This window comes from Actinomycetospora sp. 2LY8.5 (assembly GCF_057180585.1).
On record NZ_JBXUHE010000011.1, the window covers coordinates 118,261 to 139,845 of the forward strand.

The 21,585-nt window shown below is 72.8% G+C and carries 20 protein-coding genes and 3 pseudogenes; 4 read left to right on the forward strand and 19 right to left on the reverse strand.

From position 1 onward, the window contains the following. Positions 1-33 precede the first annotated feature (33 nt). The 16 genes and pseudogenes from AC2A1K_RS15460 to AC2A1K_RS15535 form a co-directional block, all read right to left on the reverse strand. Positions 34-114 (reverse strand): annotated as a pseudogene (locus AC2A1K_RS15460) (SDR family NAD(P)-dependent oxidoreductase); the annotation flags it as partial. 80 nt (positions 115-194) lie between these two features. Then, complete coding sequence (era, locus tag AC2A1K_RS15465; protein WP_483897193.1) at positions 195-1,097, reverse strand: GTPase Era; 903 nt, start codon at positions 1,095-1,097, stop codon at positions 195-197. Between the two features lie 31 nt (positions 1,098-1,128). Next, positions 1,129-2,391, reverse strand: coding sequence for an L-2-hydroxyglutarate oxidase (gene lhgO / locus AC2A1K_RS15470; protein ID WP_483897194.1), 1,263 nt, complete (start codon positions 2,389-2,391; stop codon positions 1,129-1,131). Further along, entirely contained in the window at positions 2,384-3,790 is a 1,407-nt protein-coding gene (locus AC2A1K_RS15475; protein ID WP_483897195.1) for a hemolysin family protein, read from the reverse strand. Before AC2A1K_RS15475 ends, lhgO begins: the two co-directional genes overlap by 8 nt. Then, a complete protein-coding gene (gene ybeY / locus AC2A1K_RS15480) occupies positions 3,787-4,326 on the reverse strand; it encodes an rRNA maturation RNase YbeY (protein ID WP_337702534.1) in 540 nt (179 codons plus the stop codon). Before ybeY ends, AC2A1K_RS15475 begins: the two co-directional genes overlap by 4 nt. Positions 4,327-4,388: 62 nt before the next feature. Further along, positions 4,389-5,456: a PhoH family protein gene (locus AC2A1K_RS15485; protein ID WP_483897196.1), complete on the reverse strand. Its 1,068-nt coding sequence runs from the start codon at positions 5,454-5,456 to the stop codon at positions 4,389-4,391. Positions 5,457-5,537: 81 nt separating this feature from the next. Further along, positions 5,538-6,443, reverse strand: a complete 906-nt coding sequence (locus AC2A1K_RS15490; RefSeq protein ID WP_483897197.1) for an alpha/beta hydrolase — start codon at positions 6,441-6,443, stop codon at positions 5,538-5,540. Next, positions 6,434-7,132 (reverse strand): 16S rRNA (uracil(1498)-N(3))-methyltransferase, encoded by a 699-nt coding sequence (locus AC2A1K_RS15495; RefSeq protein WP_483897198.1) that lies wholly within the window; start codon positions 7,130-7,132, stop codon positions 6,434-6,436. The genes AC2A1K_RS15490 and AC2A1K_RS15495 overlap by 10 nt, the downstream gene beginning before the upstream one ends. Positions 7,133-7,312: 180 nt before the next feature. Continuing rightward, on the reverse strand, positions 7,313-8,467 hold the full coding sequence (dnaJ, locus tag AC2A1K_RS15500; protein ID WP_483897199.1) for a molecular chaperone DnaJ: 1,155 nt from the start codon (positions 8,465-8,467) through the stop codon (positions 7,313-7,315). A 53-nt stretch (positions 8,468-8,520) separates the two neighbouring features. After that, positions 8,521-9,558: a heat-inducible transcriptional repressor HrcA gene (hrcA, locus tag AC2A1K_RS15505; RefSeq protein ID WP_483897200.1), complete on the reverse strand. Its 1,038-nt coding sequence runs from the start codon at positions 9,556-9,558 to the stop codon at positions 8,521-8,523. Between the two features lie 156 nt (positions 9,559-9,714). Beyond that, complete coding sequence (locus AC2A1K_RS15510) at positions 9,715-10,752, reverse strand: TerC family protein (protein WP_483897201.1); 1,038 nt, start codon at positions 10,750-10,752, stop codon at positions 9,715-9,717. 21 nt (positions 10,753-10,773) lie between these two features. Next, complete coding sequence (locus AC2A1K_RS15515) at positions 10,774-11,331, reverse strand: hypothetical protein (RefSeq protein ID WP_483897202.1); 558 nt, start codon at positions 11,329-11,331, stop codon at positions 10,774-10,776. After that, positions 11,331-12,737: an Nramp family divalent metal transporter gene (locus tag AC2A1K_RS15520; protein WP_483897203.1), complete on the reverse strand. Its 1,407-nt coding sequence runs from the start codon at positions 12,735-12,737 to the stop codon at positions 11,331-11,333. Before AC2A1K_RS15520 ends, AC2A1K_RS15515 begins: the two co-directional genes overlap by 1 nt. 201 nt (positions 12,738-12,938) lie before the next feature. After that, positions 12,939-15,089 carry an acetate--CoA ligase family protein gene (locus tag AC2A1K_RS15525; protein ID WP_483897204.1) on the reverse strand — a complete coding sequence of 717 codons (2,151 nt, stop codon included), beginning with the start codon at positions 15,087-15,089 and terminating at the stop codon, positions 12,939-12,941. A gap of 1 nt (position 15,090) precedes the next feature. Next, on the reverse strand, positions 15,091-16,320 hold the full coding sequence (gene frc / locus AC2A1K_RS15530) for a formyl-CoA transferase (RefSeq protein WP_483897205.1): 1,230 nt from the start codon (positions 16,318-16,320) through the stop codon (positions 15,091-15,093). A gap of 15 nt (positions 16,321-16,335) precedes the next feature. Continuing rightward, positions 16,336-18,060, reverse strand: a complete 1,725-nt coding sequence (locus AC2A1K_RS15535) for a thiamine pyrophosphate-binding protein (RefSeq protein WP_483897206.1) — start codon at positions 18,058-18,060, stop codon at positions 16,336-16,338. A 177-nt stretch (positions 18,061-18,237) separates the two neighbouring features. Here AC2A1K_RS15535 and AC2A1K_RS15540 point away from each other — a divergent pair. The 3 genes and pseudogenes from AC2A1K_RS15540 to AC2A1K_RS15550 all read left to right on the forward strand — a co-directional run. Further along, positions 18,238-18,390 (forward strand): annotated as a pseudogene (locus tag AC2A1K_RS15540) (ketopantoate reductase family protein); the annotation flags it as partial. A gap of 157 nt (positions 18,391-18,547) precedes the next feature. Next, positions 18,548-18,640: pseudogene (locus AC2A1K_RS15545) on the forward strand (oxidoreductase); the annotation flags it as partial. A gap of 142 nt (positions 18,641-18,782) precedes the next feature. After that, on the forward strand, positions 18,783-18,926 hold the full coding sequence (locus AC2A1K_RS15550; protein WP_483897207.1) for a hypothetical protein: 144 nt from the start codon (positions 18,783-18,785) through the stop codon (positions 18,924-18,926). A 3-nt stretch (positions 18,927-18,929) separates the two neighbouring features. On the opposite strand, the gene AC2A1K_RS15555 is transcribed toward AC2A1K_RS15550, so the two are convergent. Continuing rightward, complete coding sequence (locus AC2A1K_RS15555) at positions 18,930-19,109, reverse strand: hypothetical protein (protein ID WP_483897208.1); 180 nt, start codon at positions 19,107-19,109, stop codon at positions 18,930-18,932. A gap of 106 nt (positions 19,110-19,215) precedes the next feature. Beyond that, positions 19,216-19,878, reverse strand: coding sequence for a GntR family transcriptional regulator (locus AC2A1K_RS15560; protein ID WP_483897209.1), 663 nt, complete (start codon positions 19,876-19,878; stop codon positions 19,216-19,218). Positions 19,879-19,922: 44 nt separating this feature from the next. Here AC2A1K_RS15560 and AC2A1K_RS15565 point away from each other — a divergent pair, with 44 nt between their 5' ends. Beyond that, positions 19,923-20,186: a hypothetical protein gene (locus tag AC2A1K_RS15565; RefSeq protein WP_483897210.1), complete on the forward strand. Its 264-nt coding sequence runs from the start codon at positions 19,923-19,925 to the stop codon at positions 20,184-20,186. 146 nt (positions 20,187-20,332) lie between these two features. On the opposite strand, the gene hemW is transcribed toward AC2A1K_RS15565, so the two are convergent. Then, complete coding sequence (gene hemW / locus AC2A1K_RS15570) at positions 20,333-21,568, reverse strand: radical SAM family heme chaperone HemW (protein WP_483897211.1); 1,236 nt, start codon at positions 21,566-21,568, stop codon at positions 20,333-20,335. Between the last annotated feature and the right edge of the window lie 17 nt (positions 21,569-21,585).

A 21,585-nucleotide genomic window follows, 5' to 3' on the forward strand; every position in this document is an offset into this window, starting at 1 on the left:
TCGGGGTGGTTCGTGATCTCCCACCCCGCCGTCGACGACCAGGCTCGTCCCGTTGACCCCCGTGGCGTCGTCACCGGCGAGGAACAGGGCCGGCCCGGCGATCTCGTCCGGGTCGCCCTCTCGGCGTGTCGCTCAGCGAGGATGTGGCGATCCTGGCGTCAGACGCCAGCGACGCCGCATCGCTGGCACGGGCACTAGAACCCGAGTCGCCTCAGCTGGCGAGGGTCGCGCTGCCAGTCCTTGGCGACCTTGACGAACAGGTCGAGGTGGATCTTCTCGCCGAGGAGGGCCTCGATCTGGCGACGGGCCTCGGTGCCGACGTGCTTGAGCCGTGAGCCGCCCTTGCCGATCACGATCGACTTCTGGCTGTCGCGCTCGACGAAGATCTCCGCGCGCACGGTGAGGACCTTGCCCGGCGTCATCTCCTCGACCACGACGGCCAGGGAGTGCGGGAGCTCGTCGCGCACGCCTTCGAGCGCGGCCTCGCGGACGAACTCGGCGATCAGCGTGGTCTCGGGCTCGTCGGAGAGCTCGCCGTCCGGGTAGAGCGGCGGTCCGGGGGGCATGCGCGCGAGCAGGAGGTCGGCGAGCAGCGACACCTGGTGCCCCGACTCCGCCGACACCGGCACGATCTCCGCGAACTCGTGCCCGAGATCGTCACTGAGGCGTTCCAGCGCGAGCAGCCGTTCCGCGATCACCTCGGGGCGCACCAGGTCGGTCTTGGTCAGGACCCCGATCAGTGGGGTCTTCGCGGTGACCTTCGCCAGCTCGGCCGCGATGAACCGGTCACCGGGCCCGATCTGTTGGTCGGCGGGCACGCAGAACCCGATGACGTCGACCTCGGCCCACGTCGTGTGCACGACGTCGTTGAGCCGCTCCCCCAGCAACGTGCGCGGGCGGTGCAGCCCGGGGGTGTCGACGAGCACGAGCTGGCCGTCGTCGCGGTGCACGACGCCGCGGATCGCGTGGCGGGTGGTCTGGGGCCGCGACGAGGTGATCGCGACCTTCGAGCCGACCAGCGCGTTCGTCAGCGTCGACTTGCCCACGTTGGGCCGCCCGACGAAGCAGGCGAACCCGGAGCGGAACTCCGATTCCATGGTCGAGCTCCGCTCCGCGTCGTCTCCTGGCTCAGGCAACGGTCTTGCCCTCCAACCGCGCCACGATCTCCCGCCCGATCGGCAGCGCCGCGGTCGCCGCGGGCGAGGGCGCGTTGAGCACGTGCAGCACGCTCGGGCCGTCCTGCGGGGAGCCGTCCGCCACGAACAGGAAGTCGTCGACCAGCGACCCGTCGGGCCGGATCGCCTGCGCCCGCACCCCGGCGCGGCGGGCGACGTCGTGCGGGGTCCGCAGGTCGTGGGGGGTGACGCCGGGCAGCATCCGCGCCACGGCCGCGGCCATCGCCGACCGCGACAGCGAGCGGTGCATCTCCGCCAGCCCGTAGCGCCACTGGCGCCCGGCGAGCGTGAGGAACCCGGGGTCGGTGAGCGTCCCGGCGAGCTCGCGCACCCGCAGCGTCCGCCAGTCGTAGCCCTCACGCGCCAGGGCGAGCACGGCGTTCGGCCCGACGTGCACCGACCCGTCGACGCCGCGGGTGGCGTGGACGCCGAGGAACGGGAACGCCGGGTCCGGCACCGGATAGACGAGCCCGCGCACGCTGTCGCCGATCGGCCCGACGAGGTCGGAGTACTCACCGCGGAAGGGCACGATGCGCACGCCGGGGTCGAAGCCCGAGGCGCGGGCGATCTCGTCGGAACGCAGCCCCGCGCACACCACGACCTGGCCGGCGAGCAGGTCGCCGCGGTCGGTGTGCACGACGACGTCGCCGCGCCGGCGCTGCACCGAGCGCACCGCGCGCCCCGTGTGCAGTACGGCGCCGCGCCCGACGGCCGACTCCGCGAGACGCCGCGTGATCGCGCCATAGTCGCAGATCCCGGTCGACGGCACCCACAGCCCGGCGATCGCGGCGACCGCGGGTTCGCGCTCGCGGACGCCGGCCTCGTCGAGCTCGTGCACCTCGACGCCGTTGGCCCGCCCGCGGCGGACCAGCTCGGCCATCCGCGGCAGCTCGTCGGCGTCGGTGGCCGCGACGACCTTGCCGCACTCCTGGAACGGCAGGTCGTGCTCGGCGCAGAACTCCTTGGTCTCCGCGCAGCCCGCGACGGCCAGGCGCGCCTTCAGTGAGCCGGGCGCGTAGTACAGCCCGGAGTGGATGACGTTGGAGTTGCGGCCGGTCTGGTGAGTCCCGACGGTGTGCTCGCGCTCGACGAGGGCCACCGAGGTGTGCCCGGCGGCCAGCAGCTCGTGCAGCACGGCGAACCCGACGATCCCCCCGCCGACGACCACCACGTCGTGGTGCGGGGTCGGGGCCACAGCGCGGGCGGCGTCAGCCACGGTCGTCCTTTCCGTCGCGGGCGCCGGTCTGGGCGAGGTCACCGGCGCGGTCGTCCCGCGCATCGTCGCCGGTGGGCGCCGCGGAGTCCTCGGCGGGGGCGGTGTCGACGGCGTCCTCCTCGTCGGGCTGGCGCCACACCAGCAGGCTGCGGATGCGCATCCGGCCGCGCGCGTCCTCGCCGCCCTCGGCGCGCAGCCGGAGCCCGGAGATCTCGGCCTCGGCGCCGGGCAGCGGGACGCGGCCGAGGCGCTGGGCGAGCAGCCCGCCGACGGTGTCGACGTCCTCGACGTCGAACTCGACACCGGTGGCCTCCTCGAGGTCCTCCACCGGCAGGCGCGCGGCGACCCGCCAGGTCGTCTCGTCGAGGTGCTCGAGCGGGCGGTGCTCGGCGGCGTCGTACTCGTCGGTGATCTCACCGACGATCTCCTCGAGCAGGTCCTCGATCGTCACCAGGCCCGCGATGCCGCCGTACTCGTCGACGACCAGCGCCATGTGGTTGCGCTCGCGCTGCATGTCGCGCAGCAGGGCGTCGGCGCGCTTGGAGTCGGGCACGAACTGCGCCGGACGCATGAGCTCGCCGACCGCGCCCGACCGGTCCGCCGGCGAGCTCTCGTCCACCGACCGCCGCACCAGGTCCTTGAGGTAGAGGACGCCGACGGTGTCGTCGACGTTCTCCCCGATCACGGGGATGCGCGAGTAGCCGCTGCGCAGCGCGAGAGCGAGCGCCTGACGCACGGTCTTCTCCCGCTCGATCCACACCATCTCGGTGCGCGGGACCATGACCTCGAGGACCCGGGTGTCGCCGAGGTCGAACACCGACTGGATCATCGCCCGCTCGTCGTCGTCGACGAGCCCGCCGCGCTCGGCCATGTCGACCAGCTCGCGCAGCTCGACCTCCGACGAGAACGGCCCCTCGCGGAAGCCGACGCCGGGCGTGATCGCGTTCCCGACGACGATGAGCAGCGAGGCCAACGGGCCGAGGAGCCGGGCCAGGATCCGCACCGGCCCGGCCACCGCGAGCGCCAGGCCGTAGGGGTGCTGGCGGCCGAGCGTGCGCGGCCCGACGCCGATCAGCACGTACGACACGAGCACCACGGTCAGCCCGGCGACCAGCAGCGCCAGCCAGTCCGGCCCGATGAGCTGCAGCGCGACGAACGCGCCGAGCACGGCCGCGGACGCCTCGCAGGCCAGCCGCAGCAGCATGAGCAGGTTGAGGTGACGCGGACGGTCGGCGACGACGGCGGCCAGCGACCGGGCGCCGGTGGCGCCCTCGCGCACCAGGTGGTCGACCCGCGCACGCGACACCGTCGAGATCGCCGCGTCGGCGGCGGCGAACACCCCCGCGAGCGGGACCAGGAGGATCGCCGCGACGAGCTGGCCGACCAGCCCGGAGGTCACTGGTCGTTCTCGCCGAGCCCGACGGTCCCGAGCAGGCGGTCGTCGGCGGCCCGCTCGCGGGCGCTGCGCGCGGCGGCGGCGCGCTGGGCGCGCCAGTCGGCGAGCAGCTCGGCCTGCAGGCCGAACATCTGGCGCTCCTCGTCCGGCTCGGCGTGGTCGTAGCCGAGCAGGTGCAGCACGCCGTGGACGGTCAGCAGGTGCAGCTCGTCGGCGAGCCCGTGCCCGGCGGCGGCCGCCTGGTCGGCCGCGAACGCGGGGCACAGCACGATGTCGCCGAGCAGGGCCGGACCCGACGACGGCGCGTCGGGACGGCGGGCCGAGTCGTACTCGTCCATCGGGAACGACATCACGTCGGTGGGCCCCGGCTCGTCGAGCCAGCGCTCGTGCAGCTCGGCCATGGGCTCCAGCTCGACGAGCATGATGGACAGCTCGGCGAGCGGGCTGACGCCCATGCGGTCGAGGGCGTAGCGCGCGACCTCGACGATCGGGCCCTCGGCCACCTCGACGCCGGACTCGTTGGCGATCTCGATGCTCATGGGGCTCTCGTCATCCTCGGTCTGGCCGGTCCAGCTCCGCTCCGCTTCGTGTCCTGAGGAGGTCATCGACCTCGTCGCTCGCGGTTGCGCGGTCCCACCGGCGGCCCGGTGCGCGGGGCGCTCGACACGGCCTGGGGGCGCCGTTGCTGCTGGGCCGTGTCGTAGCGGTCGTAGGCGTCGATGATGTCGGCGACGAGCCGGTGGCGCACGACGTCCTGGCTGGTCAGCTCGGCGAACTCCACGTCGTCGACACCGTCGAGGATCTCGCGGACCACCCGCAGGCCGGACGTCGAACCACCCGGCAGGTCGACCTGCGTGACGTCGCCCGTGACGACCATCTTCGAGTTGAACCCCAGACGGGTGAGGAACATCTTCATCTGTTCCGGCGTCGTGTTCTGGGCCTCGTCGAGGATGATGAAGGCGTCGTTCAATGAGCGGCCCCGCATGTACGCCAGAGGGGCTATCTCGATCGTCCCTGCGGCCATGAGCTTGGGCACCGCGTCGGCGTCGAGCATGTCGTGCAGCGCGTCGTACAGCGGCCGCAGGTACGGGTCGATCTTCTCCGAGAGCGTGCCGGGCAGGAAGCCGAGCCGCTCGCCCGCCTCGACCGCGGGGCGGGTCAGGATGATCCGGTTGACCTGCTTGGCCTGCAGCGCCTGCACGGCCTTGGCCATCGCCAGGTACGTCTTGCCGGTGCCCGCCGGGCCGATGCCGAAGACGATGGTGTTGACGTCGATGGCGTCGACGTAGCGCTTCTGGTTGAGCGTCTTGGGCCGGACGGTGCGCCCGCGGCGGGAGACGATGTCGAGGCTGAGCACCTCCGCGGGTGACGGCGCGCCGCCGCCCTCCGCCCCGTCGTCGCTGTCGTCCTGCAGCATCCGCACCGAGCGACGCACCGCGTCGGGGTCGATCTGCTGGCCGCGGCTGGCCAGCACGACCAGCTCGGCGAACACCCGCTCCGCGAACGCCACGTCGGCGGGCTCGCCGGACAGGGTGAGCTCGTTCCCGCGGACGTGGACGTCGGCGGCCAGCAGGCTCTCGGCCTCGCGCAGGTTCTCGTCGCGCTTGCCCAGGAGTGCGAGCAGCGCCGCCTCGGGCACCACGATCCGGGAGGTTCCGTCACCGGTCACGTGCTGAACTGTCCTGCTTCCTGCGCCATCGGGGCCGTCGGTCCAACCCAGTCGGTCCAAACCCAGCCGATCCTAGCGCTCTCACAGCAGCCCCTCGACCTCGTCCCGGACCACGGTCCACGCCGGCCGCGCGGGGTCGATGACCGCGAAGTGGTCGGCGCCGGGCAGCACGCGCAGGCGGGCGTCGCCCCGGGCGGCGGTCGCGGCAGCCACGTAACGCTGGGACTGGTCCAGCGGCACCACGGTGTCGGCGTCGCCGTGCACGCACACCACGGGTGCCGGGGCCGGGACGAGCGCGGCCGGCGAGGCGAGCGCGTAGCGGTCGGCAACGGCCTCCGGGGGCCCGCCGAGCAGGTCGACGACGGCCCCGTCGCCGAGCCTCGCGGCGGCGCCGGCGACGAGGTCGAGCACCCCGGCCTGGCTCACCGTGCCGACGGGGGCGATCTGCGGATCGGCGCCGGGCCGACCGGGGTCGAGACGCTCACGGCTCGCGGCCCAGCCGACGAGCTGGCCGCCCGCGGAGTGCCCGAGGAACACGACGCGGTCGAGGTCCAGGCGCCCGTCGGCGGCCTGCTGGACCGTCCCGGGCAGGAGGTCGATCGCGGCCGCGACGTCGGTGAACGTCGTCGGCCAGCCCCCGCCCGCGCCGACGCGGCGGTACTCCACGTTCCACACCGCGACGCCACGGTTGGTGAGGTCGACGGCGAGCGGCGTCCCCAGCTCGAGCCCGTACGCGGCGCGCCAGTAGCCGCCGTGCACCACGACCACCACCGGGACGCGCTGCGGGCCGGGCGGGAGGTGAAGCACCCCGTACTGCGCGGGGTCGGGGCCGTAGGGCAGGGACCGCGGCGCCGGGGTGCCCGGCTGGGTCGGCGGGACGATGACGCCACCGCCGGGGGTGGGGACCTCCGCACGGCCGCACGCAGCCAGCGCCGCCAGCCCCGCGAGACCCCCCAGCAGCGACCGTCGCGCCACCGTCACCCCCATCGCCCGGTCCGGGCGCCCAGCACCCCGAGCGCCACCGCGGCCGCGCTCGAGGTCCGCAGCACGCCCGGACCCATCCGCACCTCGCGCGCGCCCGCCTCGGCGAGCAGGGCGCGCTCGCCGTCGGTCACCCCGCCCTCGGGGCCGACGACGAGCACCAGCTCGCCGCGGCCGGGCAGCGCGACGTCGGCGAGCGACTCCGCCGCGGTGGCCTCGAGGACCAGCACCGCGTCGGCGTCGCGCGCGGCGAGGTCGCGAGTCGTGGCCGGCGGCGCGACGTCGGGCACCCGGGCCCGCCGCGCCTGCTTGGCCGCCTCGCGCGCCGTGGTCCGCCAGCGCGCGAGCGCCTTCTCGCCGCGCACGCCGTCGTCCCAGCGGGCCACGCACCGCTCGGCGCGCCACGGCAGGATCGCGTCGACACCCGCCTCGGTGGCCAGCTCGACGGCGAGCTCCGCGCGGTCGCCCTTCACCAGGGCCTGCGCGAGCGTGATGCGCAGCGGCGGCTCGTCCTCCGCCCGCGCCTCGAGCACCGACGTCGTCACCCGACCCTTCTCGACCCCGGTCACCCGCGCCCGCGCCCGTGTGCCGGCACCGTCGCCGATCAGCACGACCTCGCCGGGGCGCACCCGGCGGACGTCGGCGGCGTGCCGCCCCTCCGCGCCCTCGAGCACGACCTCGCCGCTCGCCGGCACCGCGTCGACCCAGAACAGCGCCGGCCGCGACCACCCCGTCTGGCCCGTCTGGCCCGTCTGGCCCGTCTGGCCCGTCTGGCCCGTCTGGCCCGTCGTGTCGGCGTGACGGCCACGCTCACGCCGGTCGTCACGAGATCCCCCCGCTCGCCGCCGCGAGCTCACCGCGCACTCACCGCGCACTCACCGCGTGCGACCACCCGAACGCCGACGTCCGAACAGCCCGTTGCGGTGCGCGAGGTCCGGGCGCTCCTCGCCGCGCAGCTCGGCGAGCTCGCGGAGCAGCTCGGTCTGGCGCGTGTCGAGACGGTCCGGCACCTGGACGTCGAGGTGCACGAGCAGGTCGCCGCGCCCGTCGGTGCGCCCCGTCGAGCGCAGGCGGGGCATGCCGCGCCCGCGCAGGGTCAGCGTGGTGTTCGGCTGCGTGCCCGCCTCGATCGTCAGCTCCTCCTCGCCCTCGAGGGTGCGCTGCGGGAGCGTCGTGCCCAGGGCGGCCGCGGTCATCGGCAGGCTGACGTGGCAGTGCAGGTCGACGCCGTCGCGGGTGAAGTACTCGTGGCGCTCCTCGGAGACCTCGATGTACAGGTCACCGGCGGGCCCGCCGCCGGGCCCGACCTCGCCCTGGCTGGCCATCCGGATGCGCATGCCGTCGCCGACGCCCGCGGGCACCTGCACCGTGACGGTGCGCCGGGAGCGCACGCGCCCGTCGCCGCCGCACTGCGCGCACGGGCTGGGGATGATCTCGCCGGTGCCGCGGCAGACCGGGCAGGCGCGGGCGGTGACGACCTGGCCGATGAACGAGCGCTGCACGTTCTGGATCTCGCCGCGGCCGTCGCAGGTGTCACAGGTCTCGGTGCGCGTGCCGGGCTCCGCGCCGCCGCCGTGACACTTCTCGCAGAGCACGGCGGTGTCGACCGTGAGGTCGCGCGCGACGCCCGTCGAGCACTCCTCGAGGGTGAGGTCGATGCGGATGAGCGCGTCCTCGCCCGGCTGCACGCGGCTGCGCGGCCCGCGCCCGCCGGTGGCGCCCGCGGCGCCGAAGAACGCGTCCATGATGTCGCCGAGGCCGCCGAACCCCGCCGCGGAGAAGCCGCCGGCTCCGCCACCGCCGCCACCGCGGCTCTCGAGCGGGTCGCCGCCGAGGTCGACGATGCGCCGCTTCTGCGGGTCGGTCAGGACCTCGTAGGCGTTCTTGACGTCCTGGAACCGCGCCTGCGTCTCGGCGTCCGGGTTGACGTCGGGGTGCAGCTCACGGGCGAGCTTGCGGTAGGCCCGCTTGATCTCGGCGTCGTCCGCTTCCCGGGACACACCCAGGATTCCGTAGTAGTCCTTCGCCACGCTGGTCCTCGTCCGTCCTCTTCATCCGTGCCGGCGCCCGCCAGGAGCAGCGCTCAGCGTCCCCCGACGATCTCACCGACGTAGCGCGCCACCGCACGCACCGCCGCGATCGCGCTGGGGTAGTCCATCCGCGTCGGTCCCACGACCCCCATGCCGCCCAGGGCGGTCGTTCCCTGCCCGTGAGAAGATAGGGCTCCGTACCCGATCGACACCGTGGACGCGGTCCACAGGTCCTCGGACTCGTTCTCCTCGCCGATCCGCACCGTCACCGTCTCCGGGTCGCTCGCCGACGTCAGCAGGCGCAGGACCACCACCTGCTCCTCCAGCGCCTCCAGCATGCCTCGCAACGTCGAGGCGTCGGTGCCCGCCCGGGTCAGGTTGGCCGTGCCGCCGAGCACCAGGCGCTCCTCCGGACGCTCCAGCAGGGCCTCCAGCAGCACCGCGGCCACGCTGAGCAGCGGCGAGCGCAGACCGGCCGGGGCGTCGTCGGGCAGCTCGGACATCCGCGCCGACGCCGTCGCGAGCGGCTGTCCGACCAGCGCGTTGTTGAGCAGTGCGCGCAGCCGCGACACGTCCTCCTCGTCGAGGACGTCGCCGAGGTCGACCACGCGTTGGTCGACCCGGCCCGTGTCGGTGATCAGCACGAGCATCAGCCGCGCCGGCGTCAGCCGCACCACCTCGAGGTGGCGCACCGTCGAGCGCGTCAGCGTCGGGTACTGGATGACCGCGACCTGCCGCGTGAGCTGCGCGAGCATCCGCACGCTGCGCTTGAGGACGTCGTCGAGGTCGACCGCGCCCTCGAGGAACTGGGTGATCGCCCGGCGCTCCGCGGCCGAGAGCGGCTTGACCTGGTGCAACCGGTCGACGAAGAGGCGGTAGCCCTTGTCGGTGGGGATGCGCCCGGCGCTGGTGTGGGGCTGGGCGATGTAGCCGTCCTCCTCGAGCGCCGCCATGTCGTTGCGCACCGTAGCGCTCGAGACGCCGAGGTTGTGACGCTCGACGATCGCCTTGGAGCCGACCGGCTCGTTGGTGGCGACGAAGTCCGCGACGATCGCGCGCAGGACGGCGACGCGGCGCTCCTCGGCGTTCACCGCGTCCACCTCCCGGATGTGCCCGTCGGGTCCGACCGTCCATGGTAAGCGAGGCGGGCCCCGGCGTCCGTGCGCCGGGACGACCGGGTCCCGGCACACGGTTACTGGCTGGTATCGCTCGCCGGGCGAGCGATACCAGCCAGTAACCCCCGGGCGTCAGTCGTCGGCCCTGGCCTCGCCGCCTCGGCCGACGCCGGCCGACACCTCCTCGTGCTCGTCGGCGGCGCCGTCCACGGACCCGGGCAACGGCGCCGAGGAGTGCCGCCGCGACCTGATCAGGCTCGCGACCGTCGTGATCGTCAGCGTCCCGAGGATGACGCCCAGGGACACCGCGATCCCGATCTCGGGCGCCCAGGAGACGCCCTCCCGGTGCAGGGCCTCGAGGACCATCTTCGCGCCGATGAAGCCGAGGATGACCGCGAGGCCGACGCTGAGGTAGACGAGCCGGTCGAGGAGGCCGCCGATGATGAAGAACAGCTGCCGCAGGCCCATCAGCGCGAAGGCGTTCGCCGTGAACACGAGGTACGACTCCCGGGTCAGCCCGAAGATCGCCGGGATGGAGTCGAGCGCGAAGATCACGTCGGTGGTGCCGATCGCGAACATGACCAGCAGCATCGGCGTCGCCAGCCGGCGCCCGTCCTTCCTCATGGTCAGGGCCGCCCGGTCGTACTCCGTGGTCGACGGGATCACCCGCCGGACGGCACGCAGCGCGATGTTCTCGTTGAACTCCGTCTCGTCGCTCCCGGGCCGGATCAGCTTCCACGCCGTGATGATGAGGAAGGCGCCGAAGACGTAGAAGATCCAGTCGAAGCGGGAGATCAGCTCGGCGCCGACGCCGATGAACGCGCCGCGCAGGACCAGGGCGAGTGCGATGCCGATCAGCAGCACCTTCTGCCGGTACTGCTTGGGGACCGCGAACGCCCCGAAGATCAGGACGAACACGAACAGGTTGTCCATCGACAGCGAGTACTCCGTGATCCAGCCCGCGAAGAACTCACCGGAGTACCGGCTGCCGGTCGTCGCGAGCAGGCCCAGGCCGAACAGCGCCGCCAGCGCGACGTAGAACGCGACCCAGAGCGCCGACTCGCGCAGCGACGGTTCGTGCGGATTGCGCGACACCAGGACGAAATCGAACGCGATGATCGCGATGAATCCGCCGATCGTGACGAACCAGAGCCAGACCGGGACAGTCATGCGTTCCTCCGGAGGTTCGGGTCAGGACCGCGAGCGAGGGCGGGCGCCGCCCCGCCGGGCCCGTTCGCGGGCTCGCTCCCGATCGCGCGCGGTCGCCATCGCCTCGGCCTGGGCGGCCGCAGCGTCGAACACCCGTCGCGCAGCGGGGTTGTGACCCTTGATGCGCCGCAACCAGTGCGGCAGGAACCGTTCGTGGAGCCAGACGAAACCGACCGCGAAGCCGACGCTGACCAGTCCCTGGAACGCCAGGAAGGCCACGACGTCGGCGGGTACCGTGGGCTCCCCGCCCGCCAGCACCGGCGTCAGGGTGGCGTGCAGGAACCGGGCGAGCGGGAAGCCGATCAGCCAGTAGAGGGCGGCCGGGGCGAACACCCCGGTCCGTACCCGACCGGCCCCCACCAGCGCCCCGTACCCCCCGCCGAGGAGCGCCAGCGGGAGTCCGAGGGCGACGGCGCCGGCCGCCGCCCAGCTCAGCGGGTAGCCGACCGTCGCGGTGAGGACGCCGACGACCAGGCCGCCGAGGGCGCCGCAGGCCGCGGCCGGGACGGCGAACTCCGCGAGGGAACGCGCGCGGGACATCAGCCCACCACCACCCCGAACCTCACGAGGCTGAAGAGCAGCATGCCCAGGTAGAACACCGCGCCCAGTCCGATCACGACGTTCGTCCACGGTTTCGGACGGATCGGCTTGGGCAGCATGCGGTTGTTCACCAGCAGCAGCACCACGCAGTACGAGCCCATCGCGAACGTCGAGAGGAACGCGAGGGTGTCGAGAATGCCCTCCGGGCCGTCGGCCGGGCCGAACAGCAGGATCAGGATGCCGAAGATGATGACGCCCCACAGGAATGCCGCGTAGATGTACGACACCCGGAAGCGCTTCGCGCCGGGGACGAAGTGGTAGGTCATGTCGGACTGCCCGCGCGAGAACGAGTCGAACAGGCCGAGCGTCGCGTTGAGACCGATCAGTGCGATGAACCCGAGGAAGACGCCGCCGAGGATCGGGCTGCCCGCCGAGGCGAACGACGCCGACATCGCGTTGAGCGCCGCGTCCTGCTCACCGGCCTGCAACAGCGCGATGACGTCGGGGCTCTGCCGGCTCGCGGCCGAGGCGAGGATCGTGAACGAGATCGTCACCAGCATCGTGATGCCCCAGAAGAGCACGACGGCGTCGAACGTGACCCAACGCCGCCAGCCCCGCCACTTCTGCATCTCGGCCGGGTCCGCGGTGTCGAACATGAAGCCGCGCGATGGCATCTCCTCCTGCTCGCTCGCGTGCCGCAGGCCGCGGACCTTCGGGATGTAGGCGCCCATGCCCGCACCGCTGTCGCGCAGCTGGAGCGTGTACCACATCTGCTGCATGCCCGACGGCCCGGCGAACGCACAGGCGCCGACGATGACCGGGAACCACTCCGGGGAGAACGCCCCGTCGGGGAAGTACCCGAAGGCGAACATCCCGCCGAGGGTGCCGGCGAGGTCGGCCCAGGTGCCGACGATGGAGGCGATGACCGACGTGCCGAGGACCAGCAGGCCGATGGAGATGCCGAGGATGCCCTCCAGCAGGGGGTAGATCACCCGGGCCAGGCTGAAGATCACCCCGACCAGGAGCATCCCGACCACGGCCGAGGCCTGCCACGGGATGCCGGTCAGCTCCTCGAACGCCGCGGCGCCCGCCGAGAGGTGGCCAGGCCAGATGTAGACGAGGATCGCGGTGACGAAGAAGAACCACATCAACGGTTTGGCCACGCGGGCGGCACCCATGAAGATGCTCTCGCCGGTGGCCATGGCGTACCGGGCCATCTCGAGCATGACGACGGCCTGCAGGGTCACGCCGATGAGGAAGAGCCACCGGATGTCCGGCCCGAACAGCAGGACCAGCCGGGGCCACATGTAGGACTCGCCCATGCCGACGCCGAGCGCGATGAGGAACACGGTCGGGCCGAGCACGTGGATCGACGGCGGGGCCGAGGGCAGCTTCCGGATGGGCATCGGCTCGAGCCCACCCGCGGCCCACACCCGCCCGTCGTCGGGCGTCTCGCTGGTGGTGGAGGGAACTGAGGAGTCAGGACTTTCGTAGGCGGTCACGATGAGTCTCCGATGAGGCGAAGCGGTCGTGCGGGGCGGTGACACCTCCGTCGCGTGCGGACCCGGTGCCGGCCGGCCCGAGCGCGGCCGACCGGCACCGGACGGTCAGGCCGTGCGGGCGGGCGTGGGGATCCGGCCGGCGGCCCGGGCCCACCGGTACTTGGCGCCGAGCACCGCGACGGGCAGCTCGGTCGTGTACGGGTAGGCGACGACACCGCGGTCGTAGAGGTAGGAGCTGGCCTGCTCCACCTCGGTGTCGCCGGCCAGGGAGGCGACGACGGGCTTGTCGATGCCGGCGGCCCGGGCCTCGGCGACCACGCGGGCGGTGAGCTCGGCGAACACCATCGGCGGGGTGACGATCGTGTGCCAGTAGCCGAGGACCAGCGCGTGGATGCGCGGGTCCTCCAACCCGAGCCGGATCGTCGCCTCGTAGGTGCTCGGGGGCTCGCCACCGGTGATGTCGATGGGGTTGCCCGCGGCACCGAAGGGCGGGATGAACGCGCGGAACGACTCGTCGAGGTCCGGCGGGATGCTCATGAGGCGCAGGCCGTTGTGGACGCAGGCGTCGGTGAGCAGCACCCCGGACCCGCCGGCGCCGGTGATGATGACGACGTTCTCGCCCTGCGGCGTGGGCAGGACGGGCAGGCCCCGCGCGTACTCGAGCATGTCGTTCAGGCCCGGCGCCCGCACGACGCCGGCCTGGCGCAGGATGTCGTCGTAGACCTTGTCGTCGCCGGCCAGCGCGCCGGTGTGCGACCCGGCCGCCCGCGCGCCGAGCGCGGTCCGGCCGGCCTTGAGCACGACCACCGGCTTCGAGCGGGTGACCCGCTGCGCGGTGCGCACGAACGACGCGCCGTCCTTGAGGTCCTCGAGGTGCATGGCGATGCACTGCGTATCGGCGTCGGCCTCGAAGTAGGTCAGCAGGTCGTCCTCGTCGACGTCGGACTTGTTGCCGAGCCCGACGATCGCCGAGACGCCCATGGCGGTGCTGCGGGCGAACCCGAGGATCGCCATGCCGATGCCGCCGCTCTGCGAGGTCAGCGCGACCCCGCCCTTGACGTCGTACGGCGTGCAGAACGTCGCACACAGGTCCTGGTGCGTGGAGTAGTAGCCGTAGATGTTCGGCCCCAGCAGGCGCACCCCGTGCTCGGCGGCGGTGGCCACGAGCTCCTCCTGGAGCTCGACCTGGCCGGTCTCGGCGAAGCCGGACGGGATGAGGACCGCGACCGGGATGCCCTTGCGCCCGACCTCCGCGACGGCCCCGACGACGAACCTGGCCGGGACCGCGAACACGGCGACGTCGACCTCGCCGGGGATGTCGGAGACGCTCGCGTAGGCCTTGCGGCCGAGGATCTCGTCGGCCTTGGGGTTGATGGGGAAGATGTCGCCGGCGAACCCGCCGTCGACGAGGTTCCGCATCACCGAGTTGCCGATCTTGCCCTTCTCGGCCGACGCTCCGATGACCGCGACCGAGCGCGGGCGCATCAGGCGCGTCATCGTCTCCAGCATCTCCTCGGGGGAGTACTGCGGCGGCGCGGTGACCGCGGAGCCGTCCAGCATCACGCGGACGTCGGCGGCGGTCGCCCCGTCGGCGCGGGCGAAGACCGGGTTCAGGTCGAGCTCGCGGATCTCCGGGAAGTCGGTGACCAGCTCGGACGCCCGGCGGATGATGTCCGCGAGCGCGACGGCGTCGGCCGCCTCGGCGCCCCGGACACCGCGCAGCAGGTCCGCCGCCCCGATGTCGTCGAGCATGCCGCGGGCCGTCGTCCCGTCCACCGGGGCGAGGCGGAACGTCACGTCCTTGAGGACCTCGACGAGCACGCCGCCGAGCCCGAACACCACGACCTTGCCGAAGGACGGGTCGGTGGTCGCGCCGACGATCACCTCCTGACCCCCGGCGAGCATCTGCTGCACCTGGACTCCGTCGATCGCGGCGGAGGGGGCGTAGGCGCGGGCGTTCGCGACGATGGCCTCGAAGGCCTCCCGGACCTCGGCCTCGCCCGCCACGCCGACGCGGACACCACCTGCGTCGGTCTTGTGGAGGATCTCCGGCGAGACGATCTTCATCGCCACCGGTCCCCCGAGGTCGGCGGCCAGGGTGACCGCCTGGTCGGCGGAGGTGGCGAGGCCCTCGCCGGGCGTGGGGATCCCGTAGGCCTCGCAGAGGTGGCGGCCCTCCGGGGCGGTCAGCGCGGTGCGGTTCTCGGCTCGGGCCTTCTCCAGGACCTCCCGCACGGCGTCGCGGTCGTACGACATCTCAGATCACCCCGTTCGACACGAGCTCGGCGTACGCGTCGGCGTCGAGCCCGAGCTCCTTCTGGTAGACGTCCTCGTTGTGCTGGCCGAGCAGCGGTGAGGTCTCGACCTTGACCGGAGAGTCGGAGAGCTTGATCGGGCAGCCGACGGTCGCGAACGAGCCGCGCTGCGGGTGGTCGACGGTGACGATCATGTTGTTGTCCGCGAGCGAGGAGTCCTCGACGAGCTCCTTGGTCGAGAGGATCGGCCCGCACGGGATGTTGTGGGCGTTGAGCGCGGCCAGGACGTCCCACTTGCCGTGGTTCGAGGACCACTCCTCGATCATCTGGAACATCTTGTCCAGCTTCGGCAGACGCGCCGCGGGCGTGGCCCACTCCGGGTCCTCGGCGAGCTCCGGGCGGCCGATGAGCTCGGCGATCGGCGCCCAGCCGGCGGGCTGGACGATCACGTAGACGTAGTCGTTCGGCCCGCCCGGTGCGCAGCGCACCGCCCAGCCGGGCTGCCCACCGCCGGACGCGTTGCCCGAGCGCGGCACCTCCGCGCCGAACTCGTCGTTCGGGTACTCCGCGAGCGGTCCGTGGGTCAGGCGCTGCTGGTCGCGCAGCTTGACCCGGCACAGGTTGAGCACCGCGTGCTGCATGGCCACCGACACGCGCTGGCCCTTGCCGGTCTGCTCGCGCTGGAGCAGCGCGGCGAGGATGCCCGCCACCGCGTGGATACCGGTGCCGGAGTCGCCGATCTGCGCCCCGGTGGCCAGCGGCGGTCCGTCGGGGAACCCCGTGGTGCTCATCGACCCGCCCATCGCCTGGGCGACGACCTCGTAGGCCTTGAAATGCGTGTACGGCCCGTCGCCGAATCCCTTGATGGAGGCGTAGACCAGGCGCGGGTTGATCTCCCGGAGGCGGTCCCAGGTGAACCCCATCCGGTCCACCGCGCCGGGCCCGAAATTCTCGACCAGGACGTCGGAGCGCGTCACGAGGTCGGTGAACAGTTCCTTGCCGCGGTCGGACTTCATGTTCAGCGTGATGCTGCGCTTGTTGCAGTTGAGCATCGTGAAATAGAGGCTGTCGACGTCGGGGACGTCGCGCAGCTGCGTTCGGGTGATGTCCCCCGTGGTGGCCTCCACCTTCACCACGTCCGCGCCCAACCAGGCGAGGATCTGCGTGGCGGAGGGACCCGACTGCACGTGGGTCATGTCCAGGACACGAACGCCGTCCAGTGCTTTGTTCACGTCACGGCCCTCCGGCTACTTGTACATCGTCTGGTTCATGGTTCCGGGCGCGTAGACCTCGGGATCGACCCAGACATTGATCAGCGACGGTTTCCCGGATTCGCGGGCACGCTGCAGCGCAGGGGCGATGTCGGCCGGGTCGCGCACTTCTTCGCCGTACCCACCGAGCATGGTGGCGAACTTGTCGTACGGGACGTCGCCGAGGGTGTTGCCGACCCGCGCGCGGTCCACCCCGTACTTCGCGGCCTGGCCGTAGCGGATCTGGTTCATCGACGAGTTGTTGCCGACGATCCCGACGAACGGCAGCCCGAAGCGCACCATCGTCTCGAAGTCCCAACCGGTGAGGCTGAACGCGCCGTCGCCGAAGAGGCAGACGACCTCCTTGCCCGGGCGGGCCTTCTTCGCCGCCATCGCGAACGGGACCCCGACGCCGAGCGTGCCCAGCGGCCCCGGGTCCATCCAGTGGCCGGGCGACTTGGGCTGCACGACCTGCCCGGAGAAGGTGACGATGTCGCCGCCGTCGCCGATGTAGATCGAGTCCTCGGTGAGGAACTCGTTGATCTCGTGGACGAGCCGGTAGGGGTCGATCGGGGCGTCGTCGGAGAGCTGTCGGGCCAGGCGCTTCCGGTAGGCCGCATCCTCCACCCCGCGCAGCTCGTCGATCCAGGCCTTGCGCGCCTCGACGCCGGTGGTGGTGCGTCCGCTCAGCGCGTCGGTGACCGCGGCCAGGACGCTGCCGGCGTCGCCGACGATGCCCAGGTCGATGTCGCGGTTCTTGCCGACGGTGCGGTAGTCGAGGTCGATCTGGACGACGTTCGCGGCGTGCGAGAGCCGCGTGCCGTAGCCCATCCGGAAGTCGAACGGCGCGCCCAGGATGATGATCAGATCGGCCTCGGCGAACGCGTGCTTGCGGGCGAGCTGGAAGTGCAGCGGGTCGCCCGGCGGGAGCGTGCCGCGCCCGGCGCCGTTCATGAACGCCGGGACCCGTGCCTCGCGGACGAAGCGGACGGCGTCGTCGGTGGCGCGGCAGCCCCAGACCTGGCTGCCGAGCAGGATGCAGGGCTTCTCCGAACGGGCGAGCAGGTCGGCGAGCCGCTCGATCGCGGCCGGGTCGCCCACCGAGCGCGCGGAGGCCCGGTAGCCGCCGGCGGCGGGGATGCGCGCCTGGTCGGCGGGGACCTTGGCGTCGAGGACGTCGCGGGGGATCTCGAGGAAGCTCGGCCCCGGTGCGCCGTGGAAGCACTCGCGGAACGCCATCGAGACCATGTCCGCCGCCCGGGCGGTGCCGGGCACCGTCGCCGCGAACTTGGTGATCGGCGACATCATGTCGACGTGGGGCAGGTCCTGCAGGGACCCCATCTTGTGCTGGCTGAGCGCGCCCTGGCCCCCGATGAGCAGCATCGGGCTCTCGGCGCGGAACGCGTTGGCGACGCCGGTGATCGCGTCGCTCGTACCCGGGCCCGCGGTCACCACGGCGCAGCCCGGGGTCCCGGTGACCCGCGCGTAGCCGTCCGCGGCGTGGGCGGCGACCTGCTCGTGGCGGACGTCGACGACGTCGATGCCCTCGTCCACGCAACCGTCGTAGATGTCGATGATGTGCCCGCCGCACAGCGTGAAGATCGTGTCCACGCCCTCGGCCCTGAGGGCCTTCGCCACCAGGTGTCCGCCCGAGATCTCTTCCGGTGACGCCGCGCCAGAGGCCCCGTTCGCGGCGGCGCTCGTGGGGATGGTCTGGGTCATCGTCAGCGTCAACTCCTCAGGTCACTGGCGGTGGACGCCATACTGCATACCGTATGGGCCCCGTTCGTACTCGTCCGGTCGAGCGATGTCCAGAGCGACGTCGGACTTGACCGTGTGGTCGCATACTGCATACTGCATCCCCGTCGGCGTGGACGGGAGAGGGCCGTGAGGGTCGCTGTGCTGGGTGCCGGAGCGATCCGCGCGTACGTCGGAGCGAGCCTCACTCGCACGGGGGCCGAGGTTCACCTGATCGCCGGGGGTGCCCACCTCGCCGTGCTGCGTGAGCGGGGCGTGGAGGTGCGCAGCCCGCGCGGGGACGTCACGGCTCGTCCGCATGCCGTCGACGACCCTGCCGAGGTGGGGCCGGTCGACCACGTCGTCCTCGGCGTCGTCCTCGGCGTCGCCCTCGGCCTCAAGGCCGGTACTTCCACGGGGTCACGGGGCCCACGAGGGCGTCGACCTGCGGCCGGACATCTGGATCAAGCTGATGGGGAACATCGCGTTCAACCCGATCAGCGCGCTGACGCGGGCGACGATGACCGAGAGCTGCCGGCATCCCGGCACGCGCGACCTCGTCGCCACGTTGACGGAGGAGACCCTGGAGGTGGCGGCCCGGCTCGGGTGCCACCCGGAGGTCTCGGTGTCGAGACGTCTCGCCGGCGCGAAGCGCACCGGGCCCACACAAGACGTCCACGCTCCAGGACCTCGAGCGCGGCCGACCGATGGAGCTGGACGTGCTCCTGGCCGCGGTGGTCGAGCCGGCCGACCTGACGGGCGCGCCGGTGCCGACACTGCGGGCCCTCGGCGCCGTCGTCGACCTGCTCGACCACCGGATCAGCGACCGGCCGCTGCCCCGAAGCGCGTGAGTCTCAGTGGGTGGTCTCGGTGCGTGTCGCGATCTGCTGCACGCGGCGGTCCTCGTCCCGGCAGGCCTGCTCCTGCTGGGCCCGCAGCGCGCCGGCCAGACCGAGGCCGAGCGAGCGGCCATCAGCAGACGCGCCGCGAGGGAGCCGCGACAGGGAACCGAGGAACGACTTCAGCGTCGGCATGGATACCTCCTTGGGTAGTGGGCGCACGCCTCCCCCCGGGTCTACCCGTGGGTGGTCGTGCGTACGGCCCCGACGCCGCGCGTCGATGCGCGGCGGGGATGTCGGGTCAGCTCTGGTCGAGATAGGACCGGCGCGTGTGCTCGAGGTGTTCGCGCATGAGCGCCGCGGCGCGGTCGCCGTCGCGGGCGGCGATGGCCTCGATCAGCGACGCGTGCTCGGTCCAGGACTGCGCACCGCGCCCGCGCGCGACCGGCGTGTGGAGCCAGCGCACGCGGCGGTCGACCTGGGCGGCGAGCTCGACGAGGACGTCGTTGCCCGTGGCGCGGGTGACCGTACGGTGCAGGTGGGCGTTGGTGGTGACGACCTCGGGGACGTCGCCGCTCTCGAGCGCCTCGACGCCGTGGCGGCAGAGCTCGCGCAACCGCTCGACGTCCTCCTCGCCGGCGTTCTCCGCCGCGAGGCGGGCGGACTCGGTCTCGAGCAGGGCGCGGACGGCGAGCAGCTGCTCGGCCTCGCCGACGGTGGGGGCGTGCACGAACGCACCGTGGCCGGGCCGCAGGTCGACCCAGCCCTCGTTCTCGAGACGCTGCAGGGCTTCGCGCACCGGCTGGCGGGAGACGCCGAGCCTGCCCGCGAGCTCGTTCTCCACGAGGTGCTGACCGGGCTGGAGCTCGCGGTTCACGATCATGTCGAGGATCGCGTCGTAGACGCTCTCGCGCAGCGGCACCGGACGGGCGATCCGACTGCCCGCGGCCGTGGGTGCTGACATCGCTGGCTCTCCACTCGGACGGCGACCCCGAACCCGGTCGACTGTTGACAGCATACAATGTGCACGGGCGCGGGTCGGGCCGCTGTCAGGTGAACCCGATCACGGCGCGCGGGCGCCCGGTCTCCTCCAACGCGTGGGAGGCCGAGAAGACGCCCTCGATGGCCATCCGCGAACAGGTCGAGGACGTTCCGGCCGACGAGCTCTCCTCCGAGATCACCGGGCCCGACCGGGAACCGACACCGCACGGCCGACGCGTCGAGAACGCCGTCGCCCGCTTCCTGGTCGCTACCCGATCACGCACCCGATGAAGGGCACCGACGCCTGGCCGCCGGCCCCCGACCTCCGCGGACCCGAGCGCGCCGGGCGGTGAGGAGCAGGCTCCGCCAGCGGTTACTGGCTGGTATCGCTCGCCTGACGAGCGATACCAGCCAGTGATCGCGAAAGTTCCCGAGCCTCAGGCTCCCGCGAGCGCGATGGCCACGCCGTCGGCGAGCAGGCGTCCGCGCCGGGTGAGGACGGCGCGGCCGTCGGCCCAGCGCGCGGGGTCGAGCAGGCCGTCGCGGGCCGCCTCGTCGCCGGCGTCGCGCCCGACGGGGTCGAGCGCCGAGACGGCCAGGCCGTCGACCGTGCGCAGTTCGAGCAGCACCTGCTCCAGGTGCGCCTCGTCCGGTGTGACGCGCTCGCGCGCCTCGGCCGGCGAGCGCCCCTCCGCCAGCGCCGCTGAGTAGCGCGCGGGGTGGCGGACGTTCCACCAGCGCGTCCCGCCGACGTGCGAGTGCGCGCCCGGGCCGGCGCCCCACCAGTCGCCGCCACCCCAGTAGCCCAGGTTGTGGCGGCAGCGGGCGTCGTCCGAGCGCGCCCAGTTCGACACCTCGTACCACCCGAACCCGGCCGCCGAGAGGACGTCGTCGACGATCTCGTAGCGGTCGGCGAGCACGTCGTCGTCGGGCATCGGCACGTCGCCGCGCGCGATCCGCCGCGCCAGCGCCGTGCCCTCCTCGACGATCAGCCCGTACGCCGACACGTGGTCCGCACCCGAGGCGAGGACGGCGTCGAGCGAGCGGCGCAGGTCGTCGTCGGACTCGGTCGGCGTGCCGTAGATGAGGTCGAGGTTGACGTGGGTCAACCCGGCCTCCAGCGCTTCTCGCACCACCGCCACTGCGGCACCGGGCGTGTGCCGCCGGTCGAGGACGGCGAGCACGTGGTCGACGTCGGACTGCATCCCCAGCGACAGGCGCGTGTAGCCGGCGTCCGCGATCGCGGCGAGCAGCTCGGGGGTGGTCGACTCGGGGTTGGCCTCGGTGCTCACCTCGGCGCCGGGCCGCAGGCCGAACGACGCGCGGACGGCGTCGAGCACCGCGACCAGGCCCTCGGCGCCGAGCAGGGAGGGCGTCCCGCCGCCGAGGAAGACGGTGTCGGCGGGCGGCGGGCCCCCCAGCACCCGGGCGGCGAGGTCGAGCTCGCGGCGCAGGCCCTCGAGCCAGGAGGCGGGCGAGGCAGGGTCCTCGGAGGACGTGAGCCCGAGGTCGGACGCCGTGTAGGTGTTGAAGTCGCAGTAACCGCAGCGCGTCGCGCAGAACGGCACGTGCACGTACACCCCGAACGGCCGCGCGCCGAGCCCGGCCAGCGACGACGGCGGCAGCGCGCCGTCGGGCGGAGCCGGCTCGCCGGAGGGGGGGACGGAGGGCACGGATCCATTCTGCGCCA

What these genes read in the sequence shown, in the direction of transcription:
- AC2A1K_RS15535 (WP_483897206.1), bottom strand. Translation starts at nt 18,060, where the DNA reads ATGACCCAGACCATCCCCACGAGCGCCGCCGCGAACGGGGCCTCTGGC.
- AC2A1K_RS15490 (WP_483897197.1), bottom strand. Translation starts at nt 6,443, where the DNA reads ATGGGGGTGACGGTGGCGCGACGGTCGCTGCTGGGGGGTCTCGCGGGG.
- AC2A1K_RS15515 (WP_483897202.1), bottom strand. Translation starts at nt 11,331, where the DNA reads ATGTCCCGCGCGCGTTCCCTCGCGGAGTTCGCCGTCCCGGCCGCGGCC.
- AC2A1K_RS15520 (WP_483897203.1), bottom strand. Translation starts at nt 12,737, where the DNA reads ATGCCCATCCGGAAGCTGCCCTCGGCCCCGCCGTCGATCCACGTGCTC.
- AC2A1K_RS15560 (WP_483897209.1), bottom strand. Translation starts at nt 19,878, where the DNA reads ATGTCAGCACCCACGGCCGCGGGCAGTCGGATCGCCCGTCCGGTGCCG.
- ybeY (WP_337702534.1), bottom strand. Translation starts at nt 4,326, where the DNA reads ATGAGCATCGAGATCGCCAACGAGTCCGGCGTCGAGGTGGCCGAGGGC.
- AC2A1K_RS15550 (WP_483897207.1), top strand. Translation starts at nt 18,783, where the DNA reads ATGGAGCTGGACGTGCTCCTGGCCGCGGTGGTCGAGCCGGCCGACCTG.
- AC2A1K_RS15555 (WP_483897208.1), bottom strand. Translation starts at nt 19,109, where the DNA reads ATGCCGACGCTGAAGTCGTTCCTCGGTTCCCTGTCGCGGCTCCCTCGC.
- era (WP_483897193.1), bottom strand. Translation starts at nt 1,097, where the DNA reads ATGGAATCGGAGTTCCGCTCCGGGTTCGCCTGCTTCGTCGGGCGGCCC.
- AC2A1K_RS15510 (WP_483897201.1), bottom strand. Translation starts at nt 10,752, where the DNA reads ATGACTGTCCCGGTCTGGCTCTGGTTCGTCACGATCGGCGGATTCATC.
- AC2A1K_RS15525 (WP_483897204.1), bottom strand. Translation starts at nt 15,089, where the DNA reads ATGTCGTACGACCGCGACGCCGTGCGGGAGGTCCTGGAGAAGGCCCGA.